This window comes from Kitasatospora sp. NPDC054939 (assembly GCF_053610105.1).
Genome location: NZ_JBSGXP010000021.1, coordinates 14,877 through 38,597, shown reverse-complemented (window position 1 = coordinate 38,597; position 23,721 = coordinate 14,877). Strand labels below are relative to the sequence as shown.

The 23,721-nt window shown below is 74.6% G+C and carries 17 protein-coding genes; 14 read left to right on the top strand and 3 right to left on the bottom strand.

Annotated elements, in window-relative coordinates; translation table 11 throughout:
• Positions 1-19: 19 nt before the first annotated feature.
• The 5 genes from ACWGB8_RS09045 to ACWGB8_RS09025 all read left to right on the top strand — a co-directional run bounded on the left by ACWGB8_RS09045 (position 20) and on the right by ACWGB8_RS09025 (position 6,065).
• Positions 20-2,305 carry an MMPL family transporter gene (locus ACWGB8_RS09045; protein WP_452211717.1) on the top strand — a complete coding sequence of 762 codons (2,286 nt, stop codon included), beginning with the start codon at positions 20-22 and terminating at the stop codon, positions 2,303-2,305.
• Positions 2,302-3,309 (top strand): 2,3-diaminopropionate biosynthesis protein SbnA, encoded by a 1,008-nt coding sequence (gene sbnA / locus ACWGB8_RS09040; protein ID WP_452211715.1) that lies wholly within the window; start codon positions 2,302-2,304, stop codon positions 3,307-3,309. Before ACWGB8_RS09045 ends, sbnA begins: the two co-directional genes overlap by 4 nt.
• Positions 3,303-4,328 carry a 2,3-diaminopropionate biosynthesis protein SbnB gene (gene sbnB, locus ACWGB8_RS09035; protein ID WP_452211714.1) on the top strand — a complete coding sequence of 342 codons (1,026 nt, stop codon included), beginning with the start codon at positions 3,303-3,305 and terminating at the stop codon, positions 4,326-4,328. Before sbnA ends, sbnB begins: the two co-directional genes overlap by 7 nt.
• Before the next feature lie 149 nt (positions 4,329-4,477).
• Entirely contained in the window at positions 4,478-5,458 is a 981-nt protein-coding gene (locus tag ACWGB8_RS09030) for a TauD/TfdA family dioxygenase (protein WP_452211712.1), read from the top strand.
• Positions 5,451-6,065 carry a GNAT family N-acetyltransferase gene (locus ACWGB8_RS09025; RefSeq protein ID WP_452211710.1) on the top strand — a complete coding sequence of 205 codons (615 nt, stop codon included), beginning with the start codon at positions 5,451-5,453 and terminating at the stop codon, positions 6,063-6,065. Before ACWGB8_RS09030 ends, ACWGB8_RS09025 begins: the two co-directional genes overlap by 8 nt.
• 131 nt (positions 6,066-6,196) lie before the next feature.
• Here the strand turns inward: ACWGB8_RS09025 and ACWGB8_RS09020 are convergent, their stop codons facing one another.
• Positions 6,197-6,883, bottom strand: a complete 687-nt coding sequence (locus tag ACWGB8_RS09020) for a hypothetical protein (RefSeq protein ID WP_452211708.1) — start codon at positions 6,881-6,883, stop codon at positions 6,197-6,199.
• Between the two features lie 213 nt (positions 6,884-7,096).
• Here ACWGB8_RS09020 and ACWGB8_RS09015 point away from each other — a divergent pair, with 213 nt between their 5' ends.
• Complete coding sequence (locus ACWGB8_RS09015) at positions 7,097-7,915, top strand: AfsR/SARP family transcriptional regulator (protein WP_452211707.1); 819 nt, start codon at positions 7,097-7,099, stop codon at positions 7,913-7,915.
• A gap of 32 nt (positions 7,916-7,947) precedes the next feature.
• Here the strand turns inward: ACWGB8_RS09015 and ACWGB8_RS09010 are convergent, their stop codons facing one another.
• Complete coding sequence (locus ACWGB8_RS09010) at positions 7,948-8,307, bottom strand: hypothetical protein (RefSeq protein WP_452211705.1); 360 nt, start codon at positions 8,305-8,307, stop codon at positions 7,948-7,950.
• Positions 8,308-8,501: 194 nt separating this feature from the next.
• Here ACWGB8_RS09010 and ACWGB8_RS09005 point away from each other — a divergent pair, with 194 nt between their 5' ends.
• Complete coding sequence (locus tag ACWGB8_RS09005) at positions 8,502-9,107, top strand: response regulator transcription factor (protein WP_452211703.1); 606 nt, start codon at positions 8,502-8,504, stop codon at positions 9,105-9,107.
• A 23-nt stretch (positions 9,108-9,130) separates the two neighbouring features.
• Here the strand turns inward: ACWGB8_RS09005 and ACWGB8_RS09000 are convergent, their stop codons facing one another.
• Positions 9,131-9,457 (bottom strand): DUF6059 family protein, encoded by a 327-nt coding sequence (locus ACWGB8_RS09000; protein WP_452211701.1) that lies wholly within the window; start codon positions 9,455-9,457, stop codon positions 9,131-9,133.
• A 184-nt stretch (positions 9,458-9,641) separates the two neighbouring features.
• Here ACWGB8_RS09000 and ACWGB8_RS08995 point away from each other — a divergent pair, with 184 nt between their 5' ends.
• From ACWGB8_RS08995 to ACWGB8_RS08965, 7 genes are all read left to right on the top strand, one after another.
• On the top strand, positions 9,642-11,963 hold the full coding sequence (locus tag ACWGB8_RS08995) for a TOMM precursor leader peptide-binding protein (RefSeq protein ID WP_452211699.1): 2,322 nt from the start codon (positions 9,642-9,644) through the stop codon (positions 11,961-11,963).
• Positions 11,964-12,091: 128 nt separating this feature from the next.
• Positions 12,092-13,336 carry an FAD-dependent monooxygenase gene (locus ACWGB8_RS08990; protein WP_452211698.1) on the top strand — a complete coding sequence of 415 codons (1,245 nt, stop codon included), beginning with the start codon at positions 12,092-12,094 and terminating at the stop codon, positions 13,334-13,336.
• A 110-nt stretch (positions 13,337-13,446) separates the two neighbouring features.
• Positions 13,447-14,514, top strand: coding sequence for a 3-oxoacyl-ACP synthase III family protein (locus ACWGB8_RS08985; RefSeq protein ID WP_452211696.1), 1,068 nt, complete (start codon positions 13,447-13,449; stop codon positions 14,512-14,514).
• On the top strand, positions 14,504-16,423 hold the full coding sequence (locus ACWGB8_RS08980) for an HAD-IIIC family phosphatase (protein ID WP_452211693.1): 1,920 nt from the start codon (positions 14,504-14,506) through the stop codon (positions 16,421-16,423). The genes ACWGB8_RS08985 and ACWGB8_RS08980 overlap by 11 nt, the downstream gene beginning before the upstream one ends.
• Positions 16,413-16,655, top strand: coding sequence for an acyl carrier protein (locus ACWGB8_RS08975; RefSeq protein WP_452211691.1), 243 nt, complete (start codon positions 16,413-16,415; stop codon positions 16,653-16,655). Before ACWGB8_RS08980 ends, ACWGB8_RS08975 begins: the two co-directional genes overlap by 11 nt.
• A complete protein-coding gene (locus ACWGB8_RS08970; RefSeq protein WP_452211689.1) occupies positions 16,652-17,416 on the top strand; it encodes a 2-oxo acid dehydrogenase subunit E2 in 765 nt (254 codons plus the stop codon). The genes ACWGB8_RS08975 and ACWGB8_RS08970 overlap by 4 nt, the downstream gene beginning before the upstream one ends.
• A gap of 38 nt (positions 17,417-17,454) precedes the next feature.
• Positions 17,455-23,679: an SDR family NAD(P)-dependent oxidoreductase gene (locus ACWGB8_RS08965; RefSeq protein ID WP_452211687.1), complete on the top strand. Its 6,225-nt coding sequence runs from the start codon at positions 17,455-17,457 to the stop codon at positions 23,677-23,679.
• Positions 23,680-23,721: the final 42 nt, after the last annotated feature.

The window sequence follows — 23,721 nt, the reverse complement described above, 5'->3', positions numbered from 1 at the left end:
TCACCCTGGGTGGGGTCGGATGCGACCTGAAGATCCTCAGGAGGGGACCCCCGTGGCACAGAAGAAGGGCATCGCCGCCGCGATCGGCGGTTGGAGCGCACGACACCGGTGGGCAGCCGTGATCGCCTGGCTGGCGTTCGTCGTGCTGGCCTCGATGGGCGGTGCGACCGGCTCGGTGCAGAGCAGCGACGTCGACAACGGCGTCGGCGAGTCCGGGCGCGCGGCACGGATCCTGGCCGACGCCGGGATCCCCTCGCCCGCCCAGGAACTCGTCCTGCTGACCAGCGAGACCAGGACCGCCGACAGCGCCGAGTTCCGCAGCGCCGTCACCGACGTGATCACGGCGATCCAGGGGACCGGCAAGACCGTCGCGATCAAGTCGCCGTACGAGAGCGGCGCGGTGGCCAAGGACAACCACGCCGCCCTGGTCAACTACACGATGGCCGGCGAGCGGCTGGACGCGGCCAAGGAGATCCCGGCCGTGCTGGCCGCGGTGAAGGCCGCCGGCGCCCGGCACGAGGGGATCACCTTCGAGACGTACGGCCAGGCCACCGCGCAGGACGCGATGACCGGCATCTTCAACGAGGACCTGCAGAAGGCCGAGTGGGCGGCCGTGCCGCTGGCCATCGGCATCCTGCTGGTGGCCTTCGGCGCGCTGCTCGCCAGCGTCCTGCCGGTCGTGCTGGCCCTGACCGCGACCGCCGCCGCGTACGGGCTGCTCGCGCTGACCACCCACCTGGTGCCGACCGACCTCAACGCCAACGTGGTGCTGATGCTGGTCGGTCTTGCGGTCGGCGTCGACTACAGCCTCTTCTACCTGCGCCGGGCGCGCGAGGAGCGGGCGGCCGGCCACGACAACGCCACCGCGCTGGCCATCGCCGCCGCCACCTCGGGCCGCGCGGTCGTGGTGTCCGGCGTCACCGTGATCGCCGCGATGGCGGGCATGTTCCTCACCGGCATCGCGACCTTCAAGGCGATGGGCGTCGCCGCGATCGCCGCCGTGGTGGTCGCCGTCGCCGGTTCGGTCACCGTGCTGCCCGCGCTGCTGTCGCTGCTCGGCGACCGCGTCGAGAAGGGCCGGATCCCGTTCGTCGCCAAGCGCCGGCAGGCCACCAACGGCGAGAGCCGCTTCTGGGGGGCGCTGACCGCCCGGGTGCTGCGCTTCCCGCTCGCCTCCGCGCTGATCGCCACGCTCGCGCTGGTCCTGCTCGCCCTCCCCGTCCTGCACATCCGCACCGCCATGCCCGGCATCGCCCAGGACCTCGACCCGAAGTCGCCGCTCGCGCAGGCCGCGATCCACCTGGACGAGCGCTTCCCCGGCAACTCGGCGCTGGCCAAGGTCGTCGTCGGCGCCGAGGGCGCGGACGGGGCCGCCGTGACCAAGGCCGTCGCGGACTTCAAGTCCCGCGCGGTGGCCACCGGCAAGCTGTACGACCCGATCACCGTGACCGAGCACGCCGGCACCGGCGTCCTCGTGCTGGACGTCCCGATCGCGGGCACCGGCACCGACCGGGCCAGCACCGAGGCGCTGGCGGAGCTGCGCGGCACCGTCCTGCCGCAGACCATCGGCGCGGTGGCCGGCGCGGAGACCGCCGTCACCGGTCCGACCGCACAGTCGGTCGACTTCAACGAGCAGCTCTCCGACGCCGTCCTGCCGGTCCTGGCGTTCGTGCTGGTGCTCGCCTTCGTCCTGATGATCGCGACCTTCCGCTCGCTGACCATCGCCGCCACCGCCATGGTGCTCAACCTGCTGTCGGTGGGCGCCGCCTACGGCGTGCTGACCCTGGTCTTCCAGGACGGCATCGGGCTGGAGCTGATCGGCGGCCACAGCGAGGGCCCGATCGCCTCCTGGCTGCCGCTCTTCCTGTTCGTCATCCTCTTCGGCCTCTCCATGGACTACCACGTCTTCGTGGTCTCCCGGATCCGCGAGGCGTACGACCGGGGCGCGGACACCCGGACCGCGATCGCCGAGGGCCTGAAGGCCACCGCCGGCGTCATCACCGCCGCGGCGCTGATCATGGTCGGCGTCTTCGGGATCTTCGCCACCCTCTCGGTGCAGTCCATCAAGGAGATGGGCTTCGGCCTGGCGGTCGCCGTCCTGCTGGACGCCACCGTCATCCGGGCGCTGCTGCTGCCCTCCGTGATGGCCCTGCTCGGCGACGCCAACTGGTACCTGCCGCGCTGGCTGGCCTGGCTGCCCGACCTCTCGCACTCCGCCCCGGTGGAGACCGACGCGCCCGCCGCCCGCCCCGCCAAGGGCGCCAAGCCGGCCGCGGTCGCCCAGCTCGCCCGGGAGACGGTGTGAGCGCCGGGCCCGCGAAGGGCATCCTCGACACCATCGGCCGCACCCCGCTGGTCGAACTGGACGGACTGATGCGCGGATCCGGCTTCCGGGTCTTCGCCAAGGTCGAGCGGTTCAACCCCGGCGGCAGCATCAAGGACCGCTCCGGGCTGAACATGCTGCTCGGCAAGATCCGCTCCGGCGAACTGATCCCCGGCCTGTCGGTGGTCGTCGAGTCCAGCTCGGGCAACCTCGCGATCGGCATGGCCCAGATCTGCCGCTACTTCGGGCTGCAGTTCATCAGCGTGGTGGACGCCAAGACCACCGGCCAGAACCTCGCGATCCTGCGGGCGTACGGCGCCACCATCGAGATGGTCAGCACGCCCGAGCCGGACGGCGAGTACCTGCCGGGCCGGATCCGCCGGGTCAGGGAACTGCTCGCGGCCAACCCCTACGCGTACAGCCCCAACCAGTACGCCAACCCGCTCAACCCGGCCGCGCACGAGGAGACCATGCGGGAGGTGGTCAACGCGCTGGACGGCGAGGTCGACTACATCTTCAGCCCGGCCTCCACCTGCGGCACCATGACCGGCGCCGGCGCGTACATCCGCAAGCACGGGCTGCGCACCAAGCTGGTCGCGGTCGACGCGGTCGGCAGCGTCCTGTTCGGGGACGCCCCGACCAAGCGGCTGATCCCCGGCCACGGCGCCTCCATCGTGCCGCCGCTGCTCGACCCGTCGCTGCCCGACGAGGTCGTCCACGTCTCCGACCTGGAGTGCGTGGTCGGCTGCCGCCGCCTGGTCGCCACCGAGGCGATCCTGGCCGGCGGCTCCTCCGGGGCGGCCGTCTCGGCGATCGCCAAGCTGCGCGACCGCATCGAGCCCGGCGCCAACTGCGTGCTGGTCTTCCCCGACGGGGGCGACCGGTACCTCGACACCATCTACTCGGACGAATGGGTCACCACCCACTTCGGTGCCGTCGCGCACCTGTGGGAGTCCTCGGAAACGGCAGGAGCAGTCCGTTGCTGATCATTGGACACGACGAGGTCCGCGACATCCTCGCCGGCCGGGAGAAGGAGGTCATCGAGGCCGTCCGGACCGCCTACGCCCGGCACGACGAGGGCCGCACCGCCGTCCCGCACTCGGTGTTCCTGCGCTTCCCCGACCAGCCCGCCGACCGGATCATCGGGCTGCCCGCCTTCCTGGACGGCGACCGCGAGGGCGACGGCAGCTCGGCGGACAGCGCGGTGGCCGGCTTCAAGTGGGTGTCGTCCTTCCCCGGCAACCTGGCCGCCGGACTCCCCCGGGCCAGCGCCGCGATCGTGCTCAACTCGCTGCGCACCGGCCGCCCGGAGGCCCTGGTCGAGGGCTCGCTGATCTCCGCCACCCGCACCGCGGCGAGCGCCGCGCTGGCCGCCTCCGTCCTGCTGGCGGACGACGGGGCGGCGAGCGCCGGCCTGATCGGCCTCGGCCCGATCAACCTGCAGGTGCTGCGCTACCTCACGGTGGCCGTCCCCTCGCTGCGCACCGCGGTGCTGTACGACCTGAGCGCGGAGCGGGCCGCCGAATTCGCCGCCCAGGCCGCCGAATTCGCCCCCGGCCTGGAGCTCACGGTCGCCGGCTCGGCGACCGAGGCGCTGGCCGGCCACCGATTGGTCTCCATCGCCACCACCGCCGCCGCCCCACACATGGACCTGCGCCCGTGCGACCCGGGCACGGTGGTGCTGCACGTCTCACTGCGCGACATCGTCCCCGAGGCGATCGTGGCGCACCACAACATCGTCGACGACACCGACCACGTCTGCCGGGAGCGGACCTCCCTGCACCTCACCGAGCAACTGGTCGGCGACCGCGCGTTCGTCGACGCCGAGATCGGCGCGCTGGTGCGCGGCACCGTCGAGTTCCGGCCGGACCCGGAAAAGGTCGTGGTCTTCTCCCCGTTCGGCCTGGGCGTGCTCGACCTGGCGCTGGCGCGGCTCGTCCGGGCCACCGCCCTCGCCGAGCGGCGCGGGCTGACCGTGGAGGGCTTCCTGCCCGCCCACGACTGACCCCGCCACGACCGACCCCGCAACGACCGTCCCCGCCGCAGCCGAACGCACCGCCGCACCACCGAGCCCCCGCGCGACCCCGGAGGACCCGCGGGCCCCACACCGCCGGCCCCCACCACCACCCCACCTCCCGAAATGGCTGGAGAACCATGCTTGTATCCGAGATTCCGGGCGCCCTCCCGCTGGTCATCGAGGCCGACGGCGACGCCACCATCCCCGAGGTGATCGAGGCCGAGCGGGACAAGATCCGCGAGCTGATCACCGACGCAGGCGCGGTGCTCTTCCGGGGCTTCGAGCGCGGCTTCGAGCAGGGCGGCGTGGACAACCTCGACGCCTCGGTGCGCGCCCTGTCCGGCGCCCCGCTGCACTACAGCGAGCGCTCCTCGCCGCGCACCAACATCAAGGGCCAGGTGTACACCTCCACCGAGTACCCCGCGACCGAGGAGATCTTCCTCCACAACGAGTGCTCGTACCAGCTGAGTTGGCCCGGCCTGGTGTACTTCACCTGCCTCGCCGAGCCGACCTCGCAGGGCGCCACCCCACTCGCCGACGTCCGCCAGGTGTACCGGGCGATCGACCCGTCCGTCCGCGAGGAGTTCGAGCGCCGCGGCTGGATGTACGTGCGCAACTTCCTCGGCGAGGACATGGGCGGCACCTGGCAGTACTACTACGACACCCAGGACCGTGCCGAGGTGGAGCGCTACTGCGCCGGCCAGGACATCGGCGTCGAGTGGCTCGGCGCGGACGGGCTGCGCACCCGGGCCGTCCGCCGGGCCGTCCACCACCACCCGGCCACCGGGGAGAAGGTCTGGTTCAACCACGCCACCTTCTTCCACGTGACCACGCTGCCGGCCGAGTACAGCGCGGCCCTGCGCGAGATGTACCCCGAGGACGAACTGCCCAGCAACACCTACTACGGCGACGGCGGCCGGATACCGGACGACGTGGTGGCGCACCTCCAGGAGGCGTACCGATCCGCCTGGACCCGCTACGACTGGCAGCAGAACGACCTGCTGGTCATCGACAACATGCTGACCGCGCACGCCCGCGAGCCGTTCACCGGGCCGCGCCGGATCGCCATCGCCATGGCGGAGGCGTCCAACGGCGCGGGGAGCATCGCCCGTGACTGAGGTCGCCACCGGTCTGCCGGTCCGCACCGCCGGGGCACCGGCCGGGGTGGACCGGCAGACCGGCCTCCGCACCACCCCGCTGGTGGTCCGCCGCTCCCCCGGGCCGGCGACTGGGCGCCCGACGGCCCCCGCCGGCCGCTCCCCCGTGCTCACGGTGCGCCCCAGCACCGCGGCCGACCTGGACGCGGCCACCCGCTTCGAGTCCGACCCGGGCGCCGCCGGCTGGCTGGGCGCCAAGGGCCTCGGCTGGCACCTGCGGGCGCTGGCCGACCCCGACCAGGAGCACCTGTCCGCGGAGGCCGACGGCGAGCCGGCCGGCTTCGTGGTGCTGGCCGGGCTGAGGGCGGGCCGGGGCGTCGTCGAACTGCGCCGGATCGTGCTGGCCCCCGGGCTGCAGGGCCTGGGCCTGGGCCGGGAGCTGTTCCGCGCCGCGGTCGCCCGGGCGCACGGCGAGCACGGCGCCCACCGGGTCTGGCTGGACGTCAAACCGCTCAACCGCCGCGCCAGGGCCCTCTACAGCTCCGAGGGCTTCGTCGAGCACGGCACGATCCCGGGCCCGCCGGAGGATCCGGAGGACCTCGTCCTGATGGTGCACGACCGCGACTGAGGGGCACCGCACGGTACGGAACCGCACGGTACGGCCCGACCGGGGGCGCGAGCAGACCGCTCGCGCCCCCGGGGTGCGTCCGGGGCCGGTGCGGTCCGGCCCGCAGTGCTGTCGCGCAGTGCGTTCGGGCGTCAGCGCCGGACGTACCCGGCGTACCCCGGCACCTCGCCGGCGTCCTCCGCGAAGCCCGCGCCGCCCCGCGCCTGCGCGGTGACCACCATGCCCGCCGCCGCCAGGTAGGAGAGCAGCCCGAACACCGCCACCGGCGGGATCCGCTGCCCGAGCGCCGCCTCCGAGGGCAGCACCGCGGTGGCCAGCCCGGCCAGTGCCTGGACGGCCTCCGGCCGGTGCAGTTCCACCCGGTGGCGGGCCCGCGGCGACTCCAGCAGGTAGCCCCGCCCGTCGGTGCGCAGCGCGGCGTGCCGGGAGAGCCGCACCGGTACGTCCGGCGCCACCGGCTGCGGCCGGAACTCCGCGCCCCGGCCGTCCGGGACGACCGAGAGCAGCGGCCGGCGGGCGTCCACCCCCAGCGAGCGGACCACCAGGTGGCCCAGGTCGCCGAGGACGCGCTCGACCTCCGCCCGGTCGGCGGCGAACCAGGCCGCGTCGTCGACGACGTTCTCCAGCAGGACGGGCCCGAGGCTCATCCGCCACAGCATCTCGCGCACCAGTCTGCCGGGGGCCGGGAGCCGTATCCCGCCCGACGGGGTGTCGAGGCGCATCTCGTCCGGGGTGGATTCGAGGGCCACGTCCTCGCGGAGCGACCACAGGGGGAATACGGGCTGTGCGTGCACGTCCGGGACGTGTGAGAAGGACATGTCGGGAGTTCCTTGGATCGAGGGGCAATCAAGGATGACGCGCTACGGCCGTGCGTACCAGTGATGAATTCACACCGTTCCCCATGACGCGTTCACGGCCGTACTCATGAGCCGATACCTGGGCCCGACAGCGGAGTTCGAGCAGACTCGGGTCATATTCGGGCGCCCTCGGAGGGTTTGCCGACGATTCACGCCCCTGGAGGAGACTTCGGCATGGAGATCAAGCTTCTGGGCCGGCTGTCCGCTCAGCTGAACCACCGTCCGGTGGCGCCGAGCGCGGCGAAGCCCCGTCAGATCCTGGCTCTGCTGGCACTCAATGCCGGCCGGGTGGTCCCCGTCCCCACGATGTGCGAGGAGCTGTGGGGCGACCACGCCCCGCGCAGCGCGCTCACCACGCTGCAGACGTACATCCTGCAGCTGCGCGGGCGGATCACCGCGGCCCTCGGCGAGGACCCGCGCCACGCCAAGGACATCCTGGTGACCCGGCACGGCGGCTACTCGCTGGAGGTGGCGGCCGACTGCGTGGACATCCACGAGTTCAAGCAGCTCACCCGCAGCGGCCGGGACGCCGTGGACGCGGGCGACGTCCGGACGGCCGCCGCGCTGCTCGACAGCGCCCTGGCACTCTGGCAGGGCTCGGCGCTGATGGACGTCCAGCTCGGCCGGGTGCTGGAGCTGGAGGTCGCCGCACTGGAGCAGGCGCGCACCGTGGTGCTGGAGCAGCGGATCGACGCCGACCTCGAACTCGGGCGCCACGCCGACCTGCTGGGCGAGCTGTTCACGCTCGTCGCGCGGCACCCGATGAACGAGAACCTCTGCGCACAACTGATGACCGCGCTGTACCGCTCCGGGCACACGGCGAGGGCGCTGGAGTCGTTCCAGCGCCTGCGCAGGGTGCTGATCTCCGAACTCGGCCTGGAGCCCGCGCCGCGGCTGCGCCGGCTGCACCAGGCGATCCTGGCCGGCGACCCGGCCCTCGACCCGCCGGCCGGGGTCGGCGGGGTGCTGGTCCGGGCCCCGCAGCCGGCCTGAGCCGCCCGCCGGGGCCCGGATCCGCGCCGGGCTCAGCCGAAGAGGCGTCCGAGCAGCATCAGCAGGGCGGACGCGAAGAACAGGATCCCCGTGTTCAGCAGCATGCCGCGGTTGCCCCGGCGCAGCTGGATCCCCAGCATCGTGCCGGTGAAGCCGGTGAGGTACACACCGGCCGCCACCGCCCAGCCGGGCTCCCAGAACCCGGCGACCGCGCCGGCCACGCTCGCCACGCTCAGCGAGCCGAGGGCGAGGGTGAGCCGGCGGCTCGGGCGGTGGCCGGTGACGGCCTCGAACTGGTCCAGTTGGGCGGGCATGTGGGTGAGCATGCCGAGTGCCTGGAGCGAGAACTCCAGGATCACCAGGGATGACGCGACGGTGGCGACGACGTTCATGGACGGGCTCCTTCGTGGTGGCCGCGCGCCCGGCGGGGACGGGCCGCGGTGCGGATCGGGGTGCGGTGGAACGGGTCTGATCGCCGTCGCCCGGACGACCGGGGGCCGGGCACGGCTTCACCGGACGTTGCCGCCGCGCTACCATCGGCCACTGATCTTGAGAGACGCCGGCGAGAGTGCGGGGGGTGCCACGAGTGATCAAGATTGTGCTGGCCGAGGACATGCACATGATCCGAGGTGCGCTGGTGGCCCTGCTGGGCTTCGAAATCGACATCGACGTGGCCGCCGAGGTCGACAACGGCGACGACGTGCTGCCGGCCGTGCTGAAGCACCGCCCGGACGTGGCCGTGCTGGACATCGACATGCCGGGCACCGACGGCCTGACCGCCGCCCGGCTGATCCACGAGAAGCTGCCCAGCTGCCGGACGCTCATCCTGACCAGCCTCGGCCGACCGGGGAACCTCCGAAGAGCACTGGAGGCACACGTCTCCGGCTTCATCCTCAAGGACGCCCCGCCCGCGCGGCTGGCCGACGCGATCCGCCGGGTCGCCGTCGGCGAGCGGGTGATCGACCGTCAACTCGCCTTCGCCGCCTGGGACACCGCCAGCAATCCGCTGACCGCCCGGGAGACCGAGGTGCTCCGGCTGGCCGCCGAGGGCGCCGAGGCCGGCGAGATCGCCGCCCGGCTGTACCTGTCGGTCGGGACGGTGCGCAACTACCTCACCACCATCGTCACCAAGCTCGGCGGACGCAACCGCGTGGACGCGGTGCGCATCGCCCGCGACCAGGGCTGGATCTGACGGACCGTCCGGCGGCCGGCGGATCACGCGAGGTCCCACAGCTCACGCTCCAGGGCGCGCTCCAGCGGAGTCAGCGCCTGCTCGGGGCAGAGCCGCTCCGGGTGGCCCGGGGCGACCCCGGCCAGCGGCCGGAGCGTCCCCGGCGGCCGGGAGCGGCCCCGTCGGGAGCCGCCCGCCCGCGGATCGCCCTGCCCGGTTCGCCACGGAGGCCGCTGCCCGGCCTCCCCGGTCCCGGGCGGCACGGCATCGAACGCCGCCGGGTGGTGCACCCACAGACTGCCGAAGAGCGCCAGCGCACGGTAGACCGCGCGCAGGGCGAACCGGACGAACAAGACAAGTGTGCGCGACAAGGCGCGGCCCTCCTCTGACTGGATCGTCGTCCCCGATCCGCGCATCCTGGCGCCGAGGGCTCGCGGCTGCCTCAAGTCAAGTGACGATTTCACGGTGTGGCAGTGACTGCCGCACTGTCAGCGGCCGCCGCAGACCTCAAGAATCCCTTGATACACAGTCAGGTTCGCGCGGAAGGGGGTCCGGGTGGCCATCGGTACGGACGATCAGGGACAGCTCGCGGGGGAGGCCGGCCTGCTGGTCGGCTTCAAGGCGCACCTGCATCTCGCGGTGGTGCCCGGGGAGGGGGCCTTCCTGGTCTCCGAACGCGGTGTGACGGCCCTGCGCGGCACCCACGCCGAGCTGCTGGCGCCGCTGTTGGACGGGACCCGCAGCATCGCGGAGGTGATCCGCGCGGCCGCCCCGGCGCTCACCGCCGACGAGGCGCTGGACTCGCTGCGCCGGCTCGCCGCGGCCGGGCTGCTCGGGGCCCGCGCCGCCGACCGGCAGCCCGCCGCCGACCGGGCCGCGCGCGCCTACTGGGACCTCTCCGGCCTCGACAGCGACGGCGCCGCCCGGCGGCTCACCAGTTCGTCCGTCCGGATCGTCAACCTCTCCGAGCAGGACCACGCACCGCTCGCCGCGGCCTGCGCGGCCTCCGGCCTCACCGTGGACGACGCCGGGGCCGACCTCTCCCTGGTGCTCTGCGACGACTACCTCTCCCCGCTGCTGCGCGAGGTCGACGCCGCGCACCGGCGCAGCGGCCGGCCCTGGCTGCTCTGCCGGCCGTCCGCGGCCTCGCCGTGGATCGGGCCGCTGTTCCGGCCCGGCGACGGCGGGCCGTGCTGGTCGTGCCTGGCCGTCCGGCTGGTGCAGCACCGGGGCTGCGAGTCGACCGTCCAGCGCCGGCTGGGCCTGGACCAGCCGCTGCGCGGGCCGGAGGCCTCGCTGCCGGCCAGCCGCGCGCTGGCGCTCAACACCATGGTGATGGAGGCCGCCAAGTGGCTGGCCGGCGTCCGCTACGAGGGCCAGAGCGCCGTGCACACCCTGGACACCGTGACCCTGCAGCTGAGCGCCCACCCGGTGCGCCGGCGCCCGCAGTGCGCCGACTGCGGCGACCCGGGGCTGGTGGCCGAACTGGCCGCCGCGCCGTTCGTCCCCGCGCCCCGGGCCAAGGCCACCGACCAGGGCAACGGCCACCGGGCGCTCACCCCCGACCAGATGCTCGACCGGTACGGCCATCTGATCGGCCCGGTCACCGGCATCGTCCCGGAGGTGCGCCGCGACCCGCGCAGCCCGGGCTTCGTCCAGGCGTACCTGTCCGGGCGCAACATCGCCATGAGCACCCACTCGGTGGCCGGGCTGCGGGCCGGACTGCGGGCGCTCAGCGGCGGCAAGGGCACCACCGAGGCCGAGGCCAGGACCAGCGCGCTCGGCGAGGCGGTCGAGCGCTACAGCGGCACCCGGCACGGCGACGAGCCGGTGGTGCTGGCCGCCTACCGGGCGCTCGGCCCGGAGGCCGTCCACCCCAACGCCGTCCAGCTGTACGACGCGCGGCAGTTCTCCGACCGGGAGCGCTGGAACGCCCGGCACTCCGCGTTCCAGTACGTACCGCCGCGCTTCGACGAGGAGCGGGCGGTCGAGTGGAGCCCGGTCTGGTCGCTCACCGAGGGCCGCCGCAGACTGGTGCCCACCTCGCTGCTCTACTACAACTCCCGGGCCGCCGGCCCATATCCGGAGAGCCGCTACACCGACGGGCTGTGCGCCGACTCCAACGGCAACGCGGCCGGGAGCAGCGTCGAGGACGCCGTCCTGCAGGGCTTCCTGGAGCTCGTCGAACGCGACGCCGTCGCCCTCTGGTGGTACAACCGCACCCGGCAGCCGCGGGTCGACCTGGAGGCCTTCGCCGAACCCGGCCTGGACCGCCTGCTGGACGGCTGCCGGCGGATCGACCGCGAGGTGTGGGCCCTCGACCTCACCTCCGACCTCGGCATCCCGGTCTTCGCCGCGCTCTCCCGGCGCACCGACAAGCCCGCCGAGGACATCGTGTTCGGCTTCGGCGCCCACCAGGACCCGCGGGTCGCCCTGCGCCGCGCCACCACCGAGATGGCCCAGCTGCTGCCCGCCGTCTGCGAGGCGCGCCCGGACGGCACCGGCTACCGGCTCGACGACCCCGAGCCGCGCGCCTGGTGGACCACCGCGACCGTCGCCAACCAGCCCTACCTGGTGGGCGATCCGGCCGTCCCGGCCCGCCGCCCGGCCGACTGGCACTACCAGCCGCACCACGACCTCGGGCAGGACCTGGAGGCCGTCACCGAGCTGGTCCGCGCCCGCGGCCTCGACCTGCTCGTCCTCAACCAGAGCCGGCCCGACATCGGCCTGCCGGTGGTGCGGGTGATCGTCCCCGGGCTGCGGCACTTCTGGGCGCGGTTCGGCCCCGGCCGGCTGTACGACGTGCCGGTGGCGCTGGGCCGGCTCGACCGGCCGACCGCCTACCGGGACCTCAACCCGGTGCCGCTCTTCGTCTGACTCCCGACTGCCGCTCGAACACGCTCCGGCGGTGTTCGAGCCCACTCCGAGGGGGGCTCCGTAGCGTCCCGGGCCACCGGCTGCACAGCGCCCGGTGCCCGAGGCCGCCCGACCCCCGAGGAGAAGCCGTGACCATCCCTGCCGAGACAGACGTCCTGATCGTCGGAGGCGGGCCGGCCGGCGCGCTGCTCGGCGCGCTGCTGGCCCGCCGCGGCGTGGACGTCCTGGTCGTCGAGAAGCAGCACCACCTCGACCGGGACTTCCGCGGCGAGACCCTGGCCGCCCCGTCCGTGGTCACCCTGCGCCGGCTGGGCTTCGGCCCGGCACTCGCCGAGCACGGCTTCCTGGAGACCACCGCCGTCTCGATGCGGATGGAGGGCCGCGAGGTCCTGAGCGTCGACTACGGCCGGTTCAGCGGCAGCACCCTGCCGATCGACATCCCGCAGCCCGCCCTGATCGGCATCTTCAAGGACGCCGCCGCCGCGCTGCCGAACCACCGCTACGTCTTCGGCGCCGGCGTGACCGGCCTGGTGGAGGAGGACGGCGCGGTCAAGGGCGCGGTACTGAAGAAGGACGGCGAGCGGTTCACCGTCCGGGCCCGGCTGGTGGTCGGCGCCGACGGCCGCTTCTCCCGCGTCCGCAAGGAGGCCGGGCTGAGCGCCCGCGTCCAGCCGATGGAGCGGGACTTCGTCTCCTTCAAGCTGCCCCGCCCGGCCGGCTGGGGCTCCGCCGCCGAGCTGGTCGTCGACCGCGACCGCCACCTGGTCGTCCTGCCGACCTTCCCGGACTTCCTGCGGGTCGGCCACAACCTGCCCAAGCGCGGCCTCGGCGACCTGCGCAAGCGCGGCATCGAGGCGTTCCGCGACGGCATCGCCGCGATCGACCCGCGGCTGCGCCCGCTGGTCGACGAGCACCTGCGCAGCTGGGACGACACCGGCTTCCTGGAGATCTTCACCGCCGAGGTCGACCAGTGGACCCGCGACGGCCTGGTGCTGATCGGCGACGCCTCGCACACCTGCACCCCGATCCTCGGCCAGGGCGTCAACCTGGCCATCCAGGACGTCGTGACGGTGGCCCCGGTGATCGCCGCCGCGCTCTCCCGGGGCGGCTCCGGCGGGACGGTACCGGCCGCGGCCCTCGACGCCTTCGTGGCCGCCCGCAAGGCACACAAGGCCAAGGTCACCGGCTTCCAGCGGATGCAGGAGGCGGCCCTCGCCCAGCACACCCCGTTCGGGGTCGCGCTGCGCCGGCTGCGGTACTCCACGCTCAACCGGCTGCCGCTCAAGTACGCCATGTTCGAGCGGGTCATCGGTGTCCCGCACCTGGTCGACCCGGTCGACGAGCGCACCCCGGAGACCGTGCTCTCGTCATGAACTCCCTTGAGTTCGATCCGAGTTCGAATTCCTACGGTGGCCATCGGCGGTACCCGGCAGGCCGGGACCGCACCGGCCACCGGTAACCCACCAGACCAAGGGACCTGACGTTGAGACTCACCGCCCTCAGCGAAGTACTGCCGGGCGCCCCGGTCACCAACCGGGACATGGCGGAGCGGTTCGGCCTCCACGAGAAGTGGCTCGACCGGATGACCGGCAACCGCACCCGCCACTTCTGCACCCCGGACGGCCCGACCGGCGAACCGCGCACCACCGGGGACCTCGCCACCGCCGCCGCCGAGCGGGCGCTCGCGGCGGCCGGCCTCGGCCCCGGCGACCTGGACTTCCTGATCCTCTGCACCGCCTCCCCCGACCAGCTGATGCCCGCCACGGTGAACGTCGTCGCCGACCGGCTGGGCATCGACGACATCCCCACCTTCCAGCTCACCTCCGGCTGCGCCGGCGCCCTCACCGGCCTCTACACCGCCCGCGGCCTGCTCGCCGCCGGGCACCGCCGCGGCCTGGTGATCGGCGCCGACTCGGTCGAGAAGCTCTGGCCCGCCGAGCAGGGCCTCAAGCGCATCAACCCGGCCGAGCTGGCCAACTTCGCGCTGTTCGGCGACGGCGCCGGCGCCGCCGTGGTCGACGCCGACGACGACGGCCCCGGCCTGGTCGTCGAGCAGTTGCTGCTGCGCACCGTCGGCAAGGGCCGCGCGCCCGCCCAGATCGTCCGCTGGTACGGCGCCGACGGCGCCCCGCTGATCGCCGGCCCGGACGGCACCGAGGTGCGCGAGCCGATGAGCCACGAGGACTACAAGGCCATCGAGGAGCACGTCCCCGGCCTCGCCGCGGGGGTGCTCGACGAGCTCTCCGCGCTCACCCGCTGGCCGGTCGCCGAGGTCGAGCACGTCCTGCCGCCGCAGCTCAACGGCGTGATGACGGAGAAGATCCGCGAGCGGCTCGGGGTCCGCCCCGACCAGGCGGTCAGCTGCGTCGCCGACACCGGCAACAACGGCAACGCGCTGCCGTTCATCCAGCTCCACCGCGCGCTGCGGCGGATCGAATCCGGCGTGGGCGTGGGCGGGCGGCTGCTGGTCACCACCATCGAGTCGTCCAAGTGGGTGGTCTCCGGACTGGCCCTGCGGCACCGGCCCGGGGGGTCCGGCGATGTCGGCTGACACCGTGACGGCGCCCGCCGCCCCGGCCGGCGCCGACCCCCGCAAGGAGCTGCGCGCCCTGCGCCGGGCCGGTCTGGCCGGCGCGGCCGGGCGGGTCCGCGCCCTGCTCGGCGCGATCGACGACGTCCTCGACCTGGAGTCGGCCGGCGCCCTGCTGTCCGGCCCCGCCCAGCGGGCCGGACTCGCCGCCTGCGGCACGCTGGCGGAGCAGCGGATCGCGCTGCTCGGCAGCGCCACCCTGGACCAGCTGCCGCACCTGCTGACCGCCGTCGCGGTCCGCGAGGGCCTGCTGCCGGAGATCCGCTCGGCCGGCTTCAACCAGTGGCGCTTCGAGATCCTCGCCGGCGCCCCGCAGTTGAAGGACCTCGCGCCCCGGATCACGGCCTGCCTGCTGGACGACGCGGCGGTCTTCGAGGCGGTCGCCGACCCGCTGGACCTCGCCGAGGTCGAGCGGCGCTGCGAAGATTTCGCCGCCGAACTGGGGCAGTGGGCGCAGCAGGCGCAGGCCGCCCTCGGCGGGCTCACCGTGCTGTGCACCGTCCCGCTGTCGCCGCTGCGCCGCGACCGGATCCTCGACTACCCGGGCCGGGCCCGGCTGGAGGCGGCCTGGCACCGGATGAACGCGGCCGTGCTGGCGCTCGCCGGGCAGCACGAGGGCGTGCTGGTGCTCTCCCACGAGGGCATCGCCGCGCACGCCGGCGGCGCGGTGTTCGGCGGCGACCGGATGCGGCACGTCGCCGCGCACGTCTGGGCGCCGGAGTTCCTGCGGGCGTACGCGGAGGAGCTGGCCCGGGTGGCCCGTGCCGACCTCGGGCGCTCCGCCAAATGCCTGGTGCTCGACCTCGACCACACCCTGTGGGGCGGTGTGGTGGGCGACGACGGCGTCGGCGGGCTCCGCCTGGGCGGCGGCTACCCCGGCTCGGCGCACCGCGAACTCCAGGAGCTGGCCCGCGACTTCATGGCGCAGGGGGTGATGCTCGCGGTGGCGTCCAAGAACGACGACGCGGTCGCCCGGGAGGCCATCGCCACCCACCCCGAGATGGTGCTGCGCCCGGAGTCCTTCGTCGCCGTGCACGCCAACTGGGGGCCCAAGCCGGACTCCGTCCGCGCTCTGTCGGCGGAGCTCAACATCGGTACGGACGCGATGGTGTTCGTCGACGACAACCCGGTGGAGCGCGGGCTGATGCGCGAACTGGCGCCCGAGGTGGCCACCGTGGAGCTGCCGGCCGACCCGGCCGGGTACGCGGCGCTGCTGGCGGCCCGGGGCGACTTCGCCCTGCTGCGGCTCACCGGCGAGGACCGCGAGCGCACCCGGCTCTACCGGGAGCGCGCGCAGCGTACCGAACTCGCCTCCACCGCCGAGGATCTGACGGGCTATCTGGAGGCGCTCGGTTCCGAGCTGACGCTGGAGCCGGCCGGTCCGCTGAACGCGGCCCGGATCGTCCAGCTCTTCGGCAAGACCAACCAGTTCAACCTGACCGGGATCCGCTACGGGCAGGTCGAGCCGGCCGCGGACGGCGGCGGCCCGGTGTTCTTCGGGGCCAGGCTGACCGACCGCTTCGGCGACAACGGCCTGATCGCGGCGCTCGCGCTGGGCCGGGAGCCGGACGGCGCCTGGTCGATCGACAACTTCGTGCTCAGCTGCCGGGTGTTCTCGCGCAGCGTGGAGGACGCGATCGTCGGCCTGGTGCTGCGGGCCGCGGCGGCCGCGGGCGCGCCGGCGGTCACCGCCCGGTTCGTCCCGAGCGCCAAGAACGCCCGGTTCGCCGGCTTCTACCCGTCGCTGGGCTTCGCCTCCACCGGCGGGTCCGACGGCGCCACCGCCTTCCGCCACCCGCTCACCGGGGCGGCCGAACTGCCCGGCTGGATCCGGGTCACCAACGACGAGGGAGTCCTCCATGTCCGCTGAGCTGATCGTCGCCGAGGCCCTCGCGCAGCTGCTCGGCCTGGAGCCGGAGGAGCTGGCCGCGGACGCGCCGCTGGGCGAGCACGAGGACTGGGACTCGGTCAACCAGATGCGCGTCCTGGTGTACCTGGAGCGGGAGCTGGGCCGACCGCTGGACTACGACCGGTTCATGCACGCGGGCACGGTCGGCGAACTCGCCGCCGTGGTCGCCGAGTCGGACGGAGTGCCGGCGTGAGCGCCGTCCTGGCCCGGGAGTTCCCCCGCGCGCGGCGCGGCACCTGGACCTTCCTGCACGGCGGCGCCCGGGACACCTGCCACGTGTACCTGGCGACCGAGGTGGACGCCACCCTGCTGAAGGAGGCCCGGGCGGCCTCCGGCGGCCGACTGTCCTACGTCAGCATGCTGGTGAAGGCCGCCGCCGACGTGGTCGCCGACTACCCCGACGCCCGGTCGCTGCTCCAGGGCGGCGCCCTGCGGCCCCGGCTGGCGGTCACCCCCGGCGTCTGGGTGAAGGTGCTGCTCGACAAGACCGTGGACGGCCAGCGCTGCGTGGTGTCCGGCACCGTGCCGGACGCCCAGGACCGCACCGCGGAGCAGATCCAGGACGCCGTCGACACCTACAAGAACGCCCCGGTGGACGACACCGGTCCGTACCGGCAGCTGCTGAGGCTGCAGCGGATGCCGCTGCCGGTCGCCCGGCTGGTCTACCGCGCCGCGCTGCGCGACCCGGCCAAGCGGGCCGCCCTCCAGGGCACCTTCTCGGTGACCTCGGTCGGGCAGGAGCCGGTCCGCACGATCTACCCGATGATCTCCGGCACGCTCGGCTTCGGCATCGGCCGGATCGCCGACACCCCGGTCGCCCGCGACGGCGACGTGCGCATCGCGCCGGTCTTCACCCTCTCGCTCGCCTTCGACCACAGAGTGCTCGACGGAGCCCTCGCCTCGGAGGTGCTGGCCCGGGTGAAGGACCGGCTGGAGTCCTGGAAACAGGACTGAACCCGTCGAACTCCCCTTCCACCAACCGAGGTAGAGAGATGCCCACGGACGCTGTGAACCCTCACGACCCCGCCGAGCTGGTCGCCGTCGTCGGCATGGCCGGCCGCTTCCCCGGAGCCCCCGACACCGAGAGCCTCTGGCGCCTCCTGACGGAGCGCGGCCACGCGATCCGGCCCGTGCCGCCCTCGCGCTGGGACGCCTCCGCCCAGCTCGACCCGGAGAAGCAGATCCAGGCGGTCGGCGGATTCATCGACGGGGTCGACGAGTTCGACCCGGCGTTCTTCGGCATCTCCCCGCGCGAGGTCGAGGACATCGACCCGCAGCAGCGGCTCGTCCTGGAGGCCGGCTGGCAGGCACTGGAGGACGCCGGCGTCCGCGCCCAGGACATCCGCGGCAGCCGCACCGGCGTCTACATCGGCGCGATCTGGCACGACTACGAGCTGCTGCGCAAGAACACCGTCGGCGGCGCCACCCAGCGCTCCGCGGTCGGCCACGCCATCGACGTGATCGCCGCGCGCCTCTCCTACTTCCTCGGCCTGCGCGGCCCCAGCCTGAGCGTCGCCACCGGCTGCTCCTCCTCGCTGGTCGCCCTGCACCTGGCCGCCCAGGCGCTGCGGGCCGGCGAGATCGACGCCGCGCTGGTCGGCGGCGTCAACCTGATCCTGACGCCCGACGTCTCGATCGGCCTCACCCACTTCGGCGGCCTGTCCCCCGACGGCCGCTGCGCCGCGTTCGCCGACGCCGCCAACGGCTTCGTCCGGGGGGAGGGCGTCGCCGCGGTGTACGTCAAGACCCTCGCCCGGGCCCTCGCGGACGGCGACCGCATCCACGCCGTGATCGTCCGTACCGCCGTCAACAACGACGGCGGCGGCGACAGCCTGGTCACCCCGAGCCCCGAGGCCCAGGAGGACCTGCTGCGCCGCGTCTACGCGGACGCCGGCGTACCCCTCGACGAGCTCGCGTACGTGGAAGCACACGGCACCGGCACCCGCCGCGGAGATCCCGTGGAAGCCGGCGCCATCGGTCGCGCCCTCGGTCAGCGGCGCCACAGCGCCGGACCGCTCGCGATCGGCTCGGTCAAGTCGAACGTGGGACACCTGGAGGCCGCCTCCGGCCTGGCCGGCCTGTTCAAGGTCGTGCTGTCGCTGGAGCACGGTGTCGTCCCGCCGAGCCTGCACGCCGAGACCCTCAGCCCCCGGATCCCCTTCGACGAGCTGAACGTGCGTGTCGTACGCGAGCCGCTGCCCCTCCCGGAGGACGGTCCCGTCTACATGGGCGTCAACTCCTTCGGGTGGGGCGGCACCAACGCCCACGCGGTCGTGATGCGCGCCCCGGCCGCGGCTCCGGCCGCCGCCGACGGCGCCCCCGCGGCCGTCGAACTGCCGCTCGTCGTCCCGGTCTCCGGGCACAACGAGCAGGCGCTGCGCGACCGGGCCGCCGGCCTGGCCGAGCAGCTCGCCGCCGCCGGGGAGGTCGGCCCGGCCGCCCTCGCCGAGCTGGCCGGCACGCTGGCCCACCGCCGCGACTCGCTCCCCTCCCGGGCCGCCTTCGTCGCCGAGGACGCCGCCGAACTCGCCGCCCTGCTGAAGGAGTTCGCCGCCGACCCGGCCGCCGAGCCGGCCCCCGCCGCGACCGGCCGCAGCACGGACCCGGCCGGTCGCACCGCCTTCGTCTTCCCCGGCCAGGGCTCCCAGTGGGCCGGCATGGGCGCCGAACTCTACCGGGACCGCCCGGCCTTCGCCGCGGTGATCCACCGCTGCGCCGAGGCCCTGCGGCCGTACACCGACTGGGACCTCGTCGAGGTGGTCTCCGGCCGGGCCGGCGACGGCTGGCTGGAGCGCCTCGACATGGTCCAGCCGACCCTGTGGGCCGTCTCGCTGGGCATCGCCGAGCTCTGGCGCGCCGCCGGGGTCGAGCCGGACGTGGTGATCGGCCACAGCCAGGGCGAGGTCACCGCCGCCACCCTGGCCGGCATCCTCTCGTACCAGGACGCCGCGCTGATCATCGCCCGGCGCAGCGCGATCGCCCGCCGGATGTCCGGCCGGGGCCGGATGCTCGCCGTCGACCTGGGCATCGAGGCCGCCCGGGAGGCGCTGGCCGGCTTCGAGGAGCTGGTGTCGGTCGCCGTCAACAACGGCCCGAGCTCCTGCGTACTGTCCGGGGAGAGCGACGCCGTCGAGGCGCTCAAGGAGATCCTGGAGGCCGAGGGCGTCTTCTGCCGCATGGTCAACGTCGACTACGCCTCGCACAGCCCGCAGATGGACGAGCTGCGCGAGGACCTCACGGCCGCCCTGGAGCCGGTCCGTCCGCGCGCCGGCCGGATCCCGCTGATGTCGACCGTCCGGGTGGAGCAGCTGGCCGGCCCGGAGATGGACACCGGCTACTGGGTGGAGAACCTGCGGCGCCCGGTGCTGTTCGCCGACGCGCTGGGCGAGCTGCTCGACGCGGGCGTCACCCACGTCGTGGAGATCAGCCCGCACCCGATCCTGGCCCCCGCCGTCGAACAGCTGGCCGGGGCCCGCGAGCCGCAGGCCGCCGTGCTGACCTCGCTGCGCCGCCAGGCCGGTTCGGCCCGCGACCTGGCGAACGCCCTGGCCCGCGCCTACCCGGCCGGACTGGAGCCGTTCGCCGGCCTGCCGCGCGCCTTCGCCGAGGTGCCCGGCTACCCGTGGCAGCGCGCCGCGTACTGGCTGGACACCTCGCGCCGGGCGGTCGACCGGGACTCCTCGGTCTTCCGGCTGGAGCCGGCCGTCACCGAGCAGGACACCTGGCACGGCACCCTGGACCTGTCCACCGACGGCGCGCCCTGGCTCTCCGACCACCGGGTCGGCGAGGCCGTGGTGCTGCCCGGCGCCGCGATGCTGGCGTACGCGCTGGGCGCCGCCCGCTCCCGGCACGGCGTGCTGCCGGCGGTGCTCACCGACGTCTCCTTCGCCAGTGACCTGACCCTCGGCGAGGGCCCGGCCCACCTGGGCGCGCTCTGGCGCGACGACGTCAGCGAGGGCGGCTCGTTCACCCTGCTGTCGCTGCCCGACGGCGCGGACGGCTGGACGGTGCACGCCACCGCCCGGGCGGCCGGACAGCCGGCGGCCGTCGCCGACGAGCCGTTCCCGGCGCAGCTGCTCGACCACGCGCCGCAGTCCGCCGAGGAGTTCTACGCCGCGACGGCGGCCCGCGGCCTCGACTACGGCCCGGCCTTCCAGGGCGTCCGGGCGCTGCACGCCGACGGCGACCGCACCCTCGCCCGGGTCGAGCTGGCCGCCCGCTGCCGGGCCGGCGCCCGCCCGCACGGCCTGCACCCGGCGCTGTGGGACGGCGCGCTGCAGGCGGTACTGCCGCTGTGCAGCGGCGACGGCCTGGTGGTGCCGGTCGGCGTGCACCGGATCCACCTGCTCGCCGACCTCGCCGAGACCGTCACCGGGCTCTGGTCCGCGGCGGTGCGGCGGGCCGCGGACACCTTCGACCTGTACCTGTACGACGCCGACCGGCAGCCGCTGCTGACCATGGAGGGCCTGCGGATGCAGCCCCTGGAGCAGGCCGCCGACGGCGCGGAGGAGGCCGGGCGCGAGTACCGGCTGCGCTTCGCCGAGGAGCCCCGCCCGGCACCCGCCGGGGAGCCCGGCCGCTGGCTGCTGGTCGGCTCCGGGGCGCGCGCCGAGGAGCTGGCGGCGGCGCTCGCCGCGGCCGGGGCCGAGGTCGCCGTCGGCGGCCCGGCGGACCTCACCGGCGCACCGGCCGGGATCGCCCTCCTGGCCCCGGACGCCGCGGCCGGGCTGAGCGCCCAGCGCGCCGCACTGGACACCGTCGCCGACCTGGTCCGGGCGGCCGGCGCGCTGCCCTCCGCGCCCCGGCTCGCCGTGGTCACCGCCGCCGCCCAGGCCGTCCTGCCGGCCGATGCGCCGGATCCGGGCGCGGCTCTGTTCTGGGGCTTCACCCGGGTCGTCCGCCGGGAGCACCCGGAGCTGGAGGCGCTGCTGGTCGACGTCCTGCCCGGCACCGCGGACTGGGCCGCCGATTGCGCGGCCGAACTGCTCACCGGCGACGGCGAGGACCAGGTAGCGCTGCGGGCCGGACGCCGGCTGGTGGCCCGGCTGGTGCCGGGCGGACCGGACGTCGACGAGCCCGCCCCCACCGCCCCGTGGCGCGCGTCCGACCAGCCGTTCCGGCTGGCCACCGACCGGCCCGGCTTCTGGGACGCGGTCGGCTACCGTCCGCTCGCCCGCCGGGCGCCCGGCCCGGGCGAGGTCGAGATCGAGGTGACCGCGGCCGGCCTCAACTTCATCGACGTGATGAAGACCATGGGCACCTACCCCGACCGCTCGGGCGGCGCCGCGCTGCTCGGCGGCGAGTGCGCGGGCCGGGTCACCGCGGTCGGCGCCGGGGTCTGCGGCCTGGCCGTCGGCGACCGGGTGGCCGCCTGCGCGATGGGCGCGCTGGCCTCCCACCTGACCCTGCGGGCGGAGCACGTGCAGCCCGTCCCGGACGGCCTCTCCGACGCCGACGCGGCCGGCCTGCCGCTGGTCCTGGGCACCGCCTGGTACGCGCTGCACGACCTGGCCCGGCTGGAGGCCGGCGAGACCGTGCTGGTGCACTCGGCGGCCGGCGGCCTCGGCCTGGCGGCCGTCCAGGTGGCCCGCGCCCTGGGCGCCGAGGTGATCGCCACCGCCGGTACCGAGGAGAAGCGCGCCCACCTGCGCGGGCTCGGCATCGCGCACGTCTTCGACTCCCGCGACCTCTCCTGGGCGCAGGGCGTGCACCGGGCGACCGGCGGCCGGGGCGTCGACGTGGTGCTCAACTCGCTGACCGGCGCGGCGATCCCGCTCGGCCTGGACGCGCTCGCCGAGGACGGCCGGTTCGTCGAGGTCGGCAAGAAGGACATCTACGGCGCCCGCAACCTCAGCCTGGCCGCGTTCCGCAAGAGCATCAGCTTCGCCTCCGTCGACCTGGCCGGGCTGCTCGACCGCCGCCCGGCGAAGTTCGCCCGGCTGTTCGCGGAGGCCTGGCGGCTGGTCGCCGACGGCCGGATCAGGCCGCTGCCCCGGCTCTCGCACGCCTTCGCGGACGCCGCCGAGGTGCTGCGCGAGATGTCGCACGGCCGGCACATCGGCAAGTTCGTGCTGGACCGCCCGGAGACGGTGCGCAGCGTGGTGCCGGAGGCGATGCCCGGCGGCCGCTTCCGGGCCGACGGCAGCTACCTGGTCAGCGGCGGCCTGGGCGCGCTCGGCCTGTCGCTGGCCGAGTGGTTCGCCGAGCACGGCGCCGGCGCGCTGGTGCTGCTCGGCCGGTCGGCGCCGGGCCCGGACGCCGAGCGGCGGATCGCCCGGCTGCGGGCGGCCGGCGTGCGGGTGGCCGTGCACGCGGTGGACGTCGCCGACGGCGCCGCGCTGCGCACCGCCCTGGACGCGGTGCGGGCCGAACTGCCGCCGCTGCGCGGGGTGGTGCACGCGGCCGGCGTGCTGGACGACGCCACCGTGCTGAACCTGCGCCCCGAGCAGACCGCACGGGTGCTGGCCCCCAAGGTGGACGGCGCCCGGCACCTGGACGCGGCGACCGCCGACGACCCGCTCGACCTGTTCGTGCTGTTCTCCTCGGTCGCCTCGCTGATCGGCAACCCCGGCCAGGCCGGCTACGCCGCCGCCAACGCCTACCTCGACGCGCTGGCCGAGGCCCGCCGCCGGGCGGGCCGCCCGGCGCTGGCCGTCCAGTGGGGCCCGTTCGCGGAGATCGGCCTGGCCGCCCGGGAGGACATCCGCGGCGCCCGGCTCGGCGACCACGGCCTGGGCGCCTTCACCGCCGGTGAGGCGTGGGCGGCCCTCGCCCGGCTGCTCGGCCAGGACCGCCAGGTGGTCGGCTACGTGCCGCTCGACCTGCGGCAGTGGTTCGACGCCTACCCGGGCACGGCCGCCCAGAAGACCTGGCGGACGCTGCACCGGATGCAGCGGGAGCAGGGCGCGGCCCCGGCCGGCGGCGACTTCCTGGCGCTGTTCCGCAGCACCGACGAGACCGGCCGCCAGGGGCTGGTGGAGACCAGGGTCCGGGAGAACGTCGGCCGGGTGCTCCGGCTGGACCCGGCCGGCATCGCGCAGGAGACCCCGTTCAAGGCGATGGGGCTGGACTCGCTGATGAGCCTGGAGCTGCGCAACCGGCTGGAGGCCTCGTTCGGCCTCACCCTCTCCCCCACCCTCCTGTGGACCTACGGCAACTCGCGTGCCCTTTCGGGCGCGCTCAGCGAGCGGCTTCAGACCGCGATCACGGCGGGCTGAGCCGTGCAGGCAGCCCCCGAACCGACCACGGCACCGAGACAG

Excerpts from the sequence above, each read along its gene's own strand:
- ACWGB8_RS09020 (WP_452211708.1), bottom strand. The coding sequence starts at position 6,883 with ATGTCCTTCTCACACGTCCCGGACGTGCACGCACAGCCCGTATTCCCC.
- ACWGB8_RS09030 (WP_452211712.1), top strand. The coding sequence starts at position 4,478 with ATGCTTGTATCCGAGATTCCGGGCGCCCTCCCGCTGGTCATCGAGGCC.
- ACWGB8_RS08980 (WP_452211693.1), top strand. The coding sequence starts at position 14,504 with ATGTCGGCTGACACCGTGACGGCGCCCGCCGCCCCGGCCGGCGCCGAC.
- ACWGB8_RS09045 (WP_452211717.1), top strand. The coding sequence starts at position 20 with ATGCGACCTGAAGATCCTCAGGAGGGGACCCCCGTGGCACAGAAGAAG.
- ACWGB8_RS08975 (WP_452211691.1), top strand. The coding sequence starts at position 16,413 with ATGTCCGCTGAGCTGATCGTCGCCGAGGCCCTCGCGCAGCTGCTCGGC.
- ACWGB8_RS09015 (WP_452211707.1), top strand. The coding sequence starts at position 7,097 with ATGGAGATCAAGCTTCTGGGCCGGCTGTCCGCTCAGCTGAACCACCGT.
- ACWGB8_RS09010 (WP_452211705.1), bottom strand. The coding sequence starts at position 8,307 with ATGAACGTCGTCGCCACCGTCGCGTCATCCCTGGTGATCCTGGAGTTC.
- ACWGB8_RS08965 (WP_452211687.1), top strand. The coding sequence starts at position 17,455 with ATGCCCACGGACGCTGTGAACCCTCACGACCCCGCCGAGCTGGTCGCC.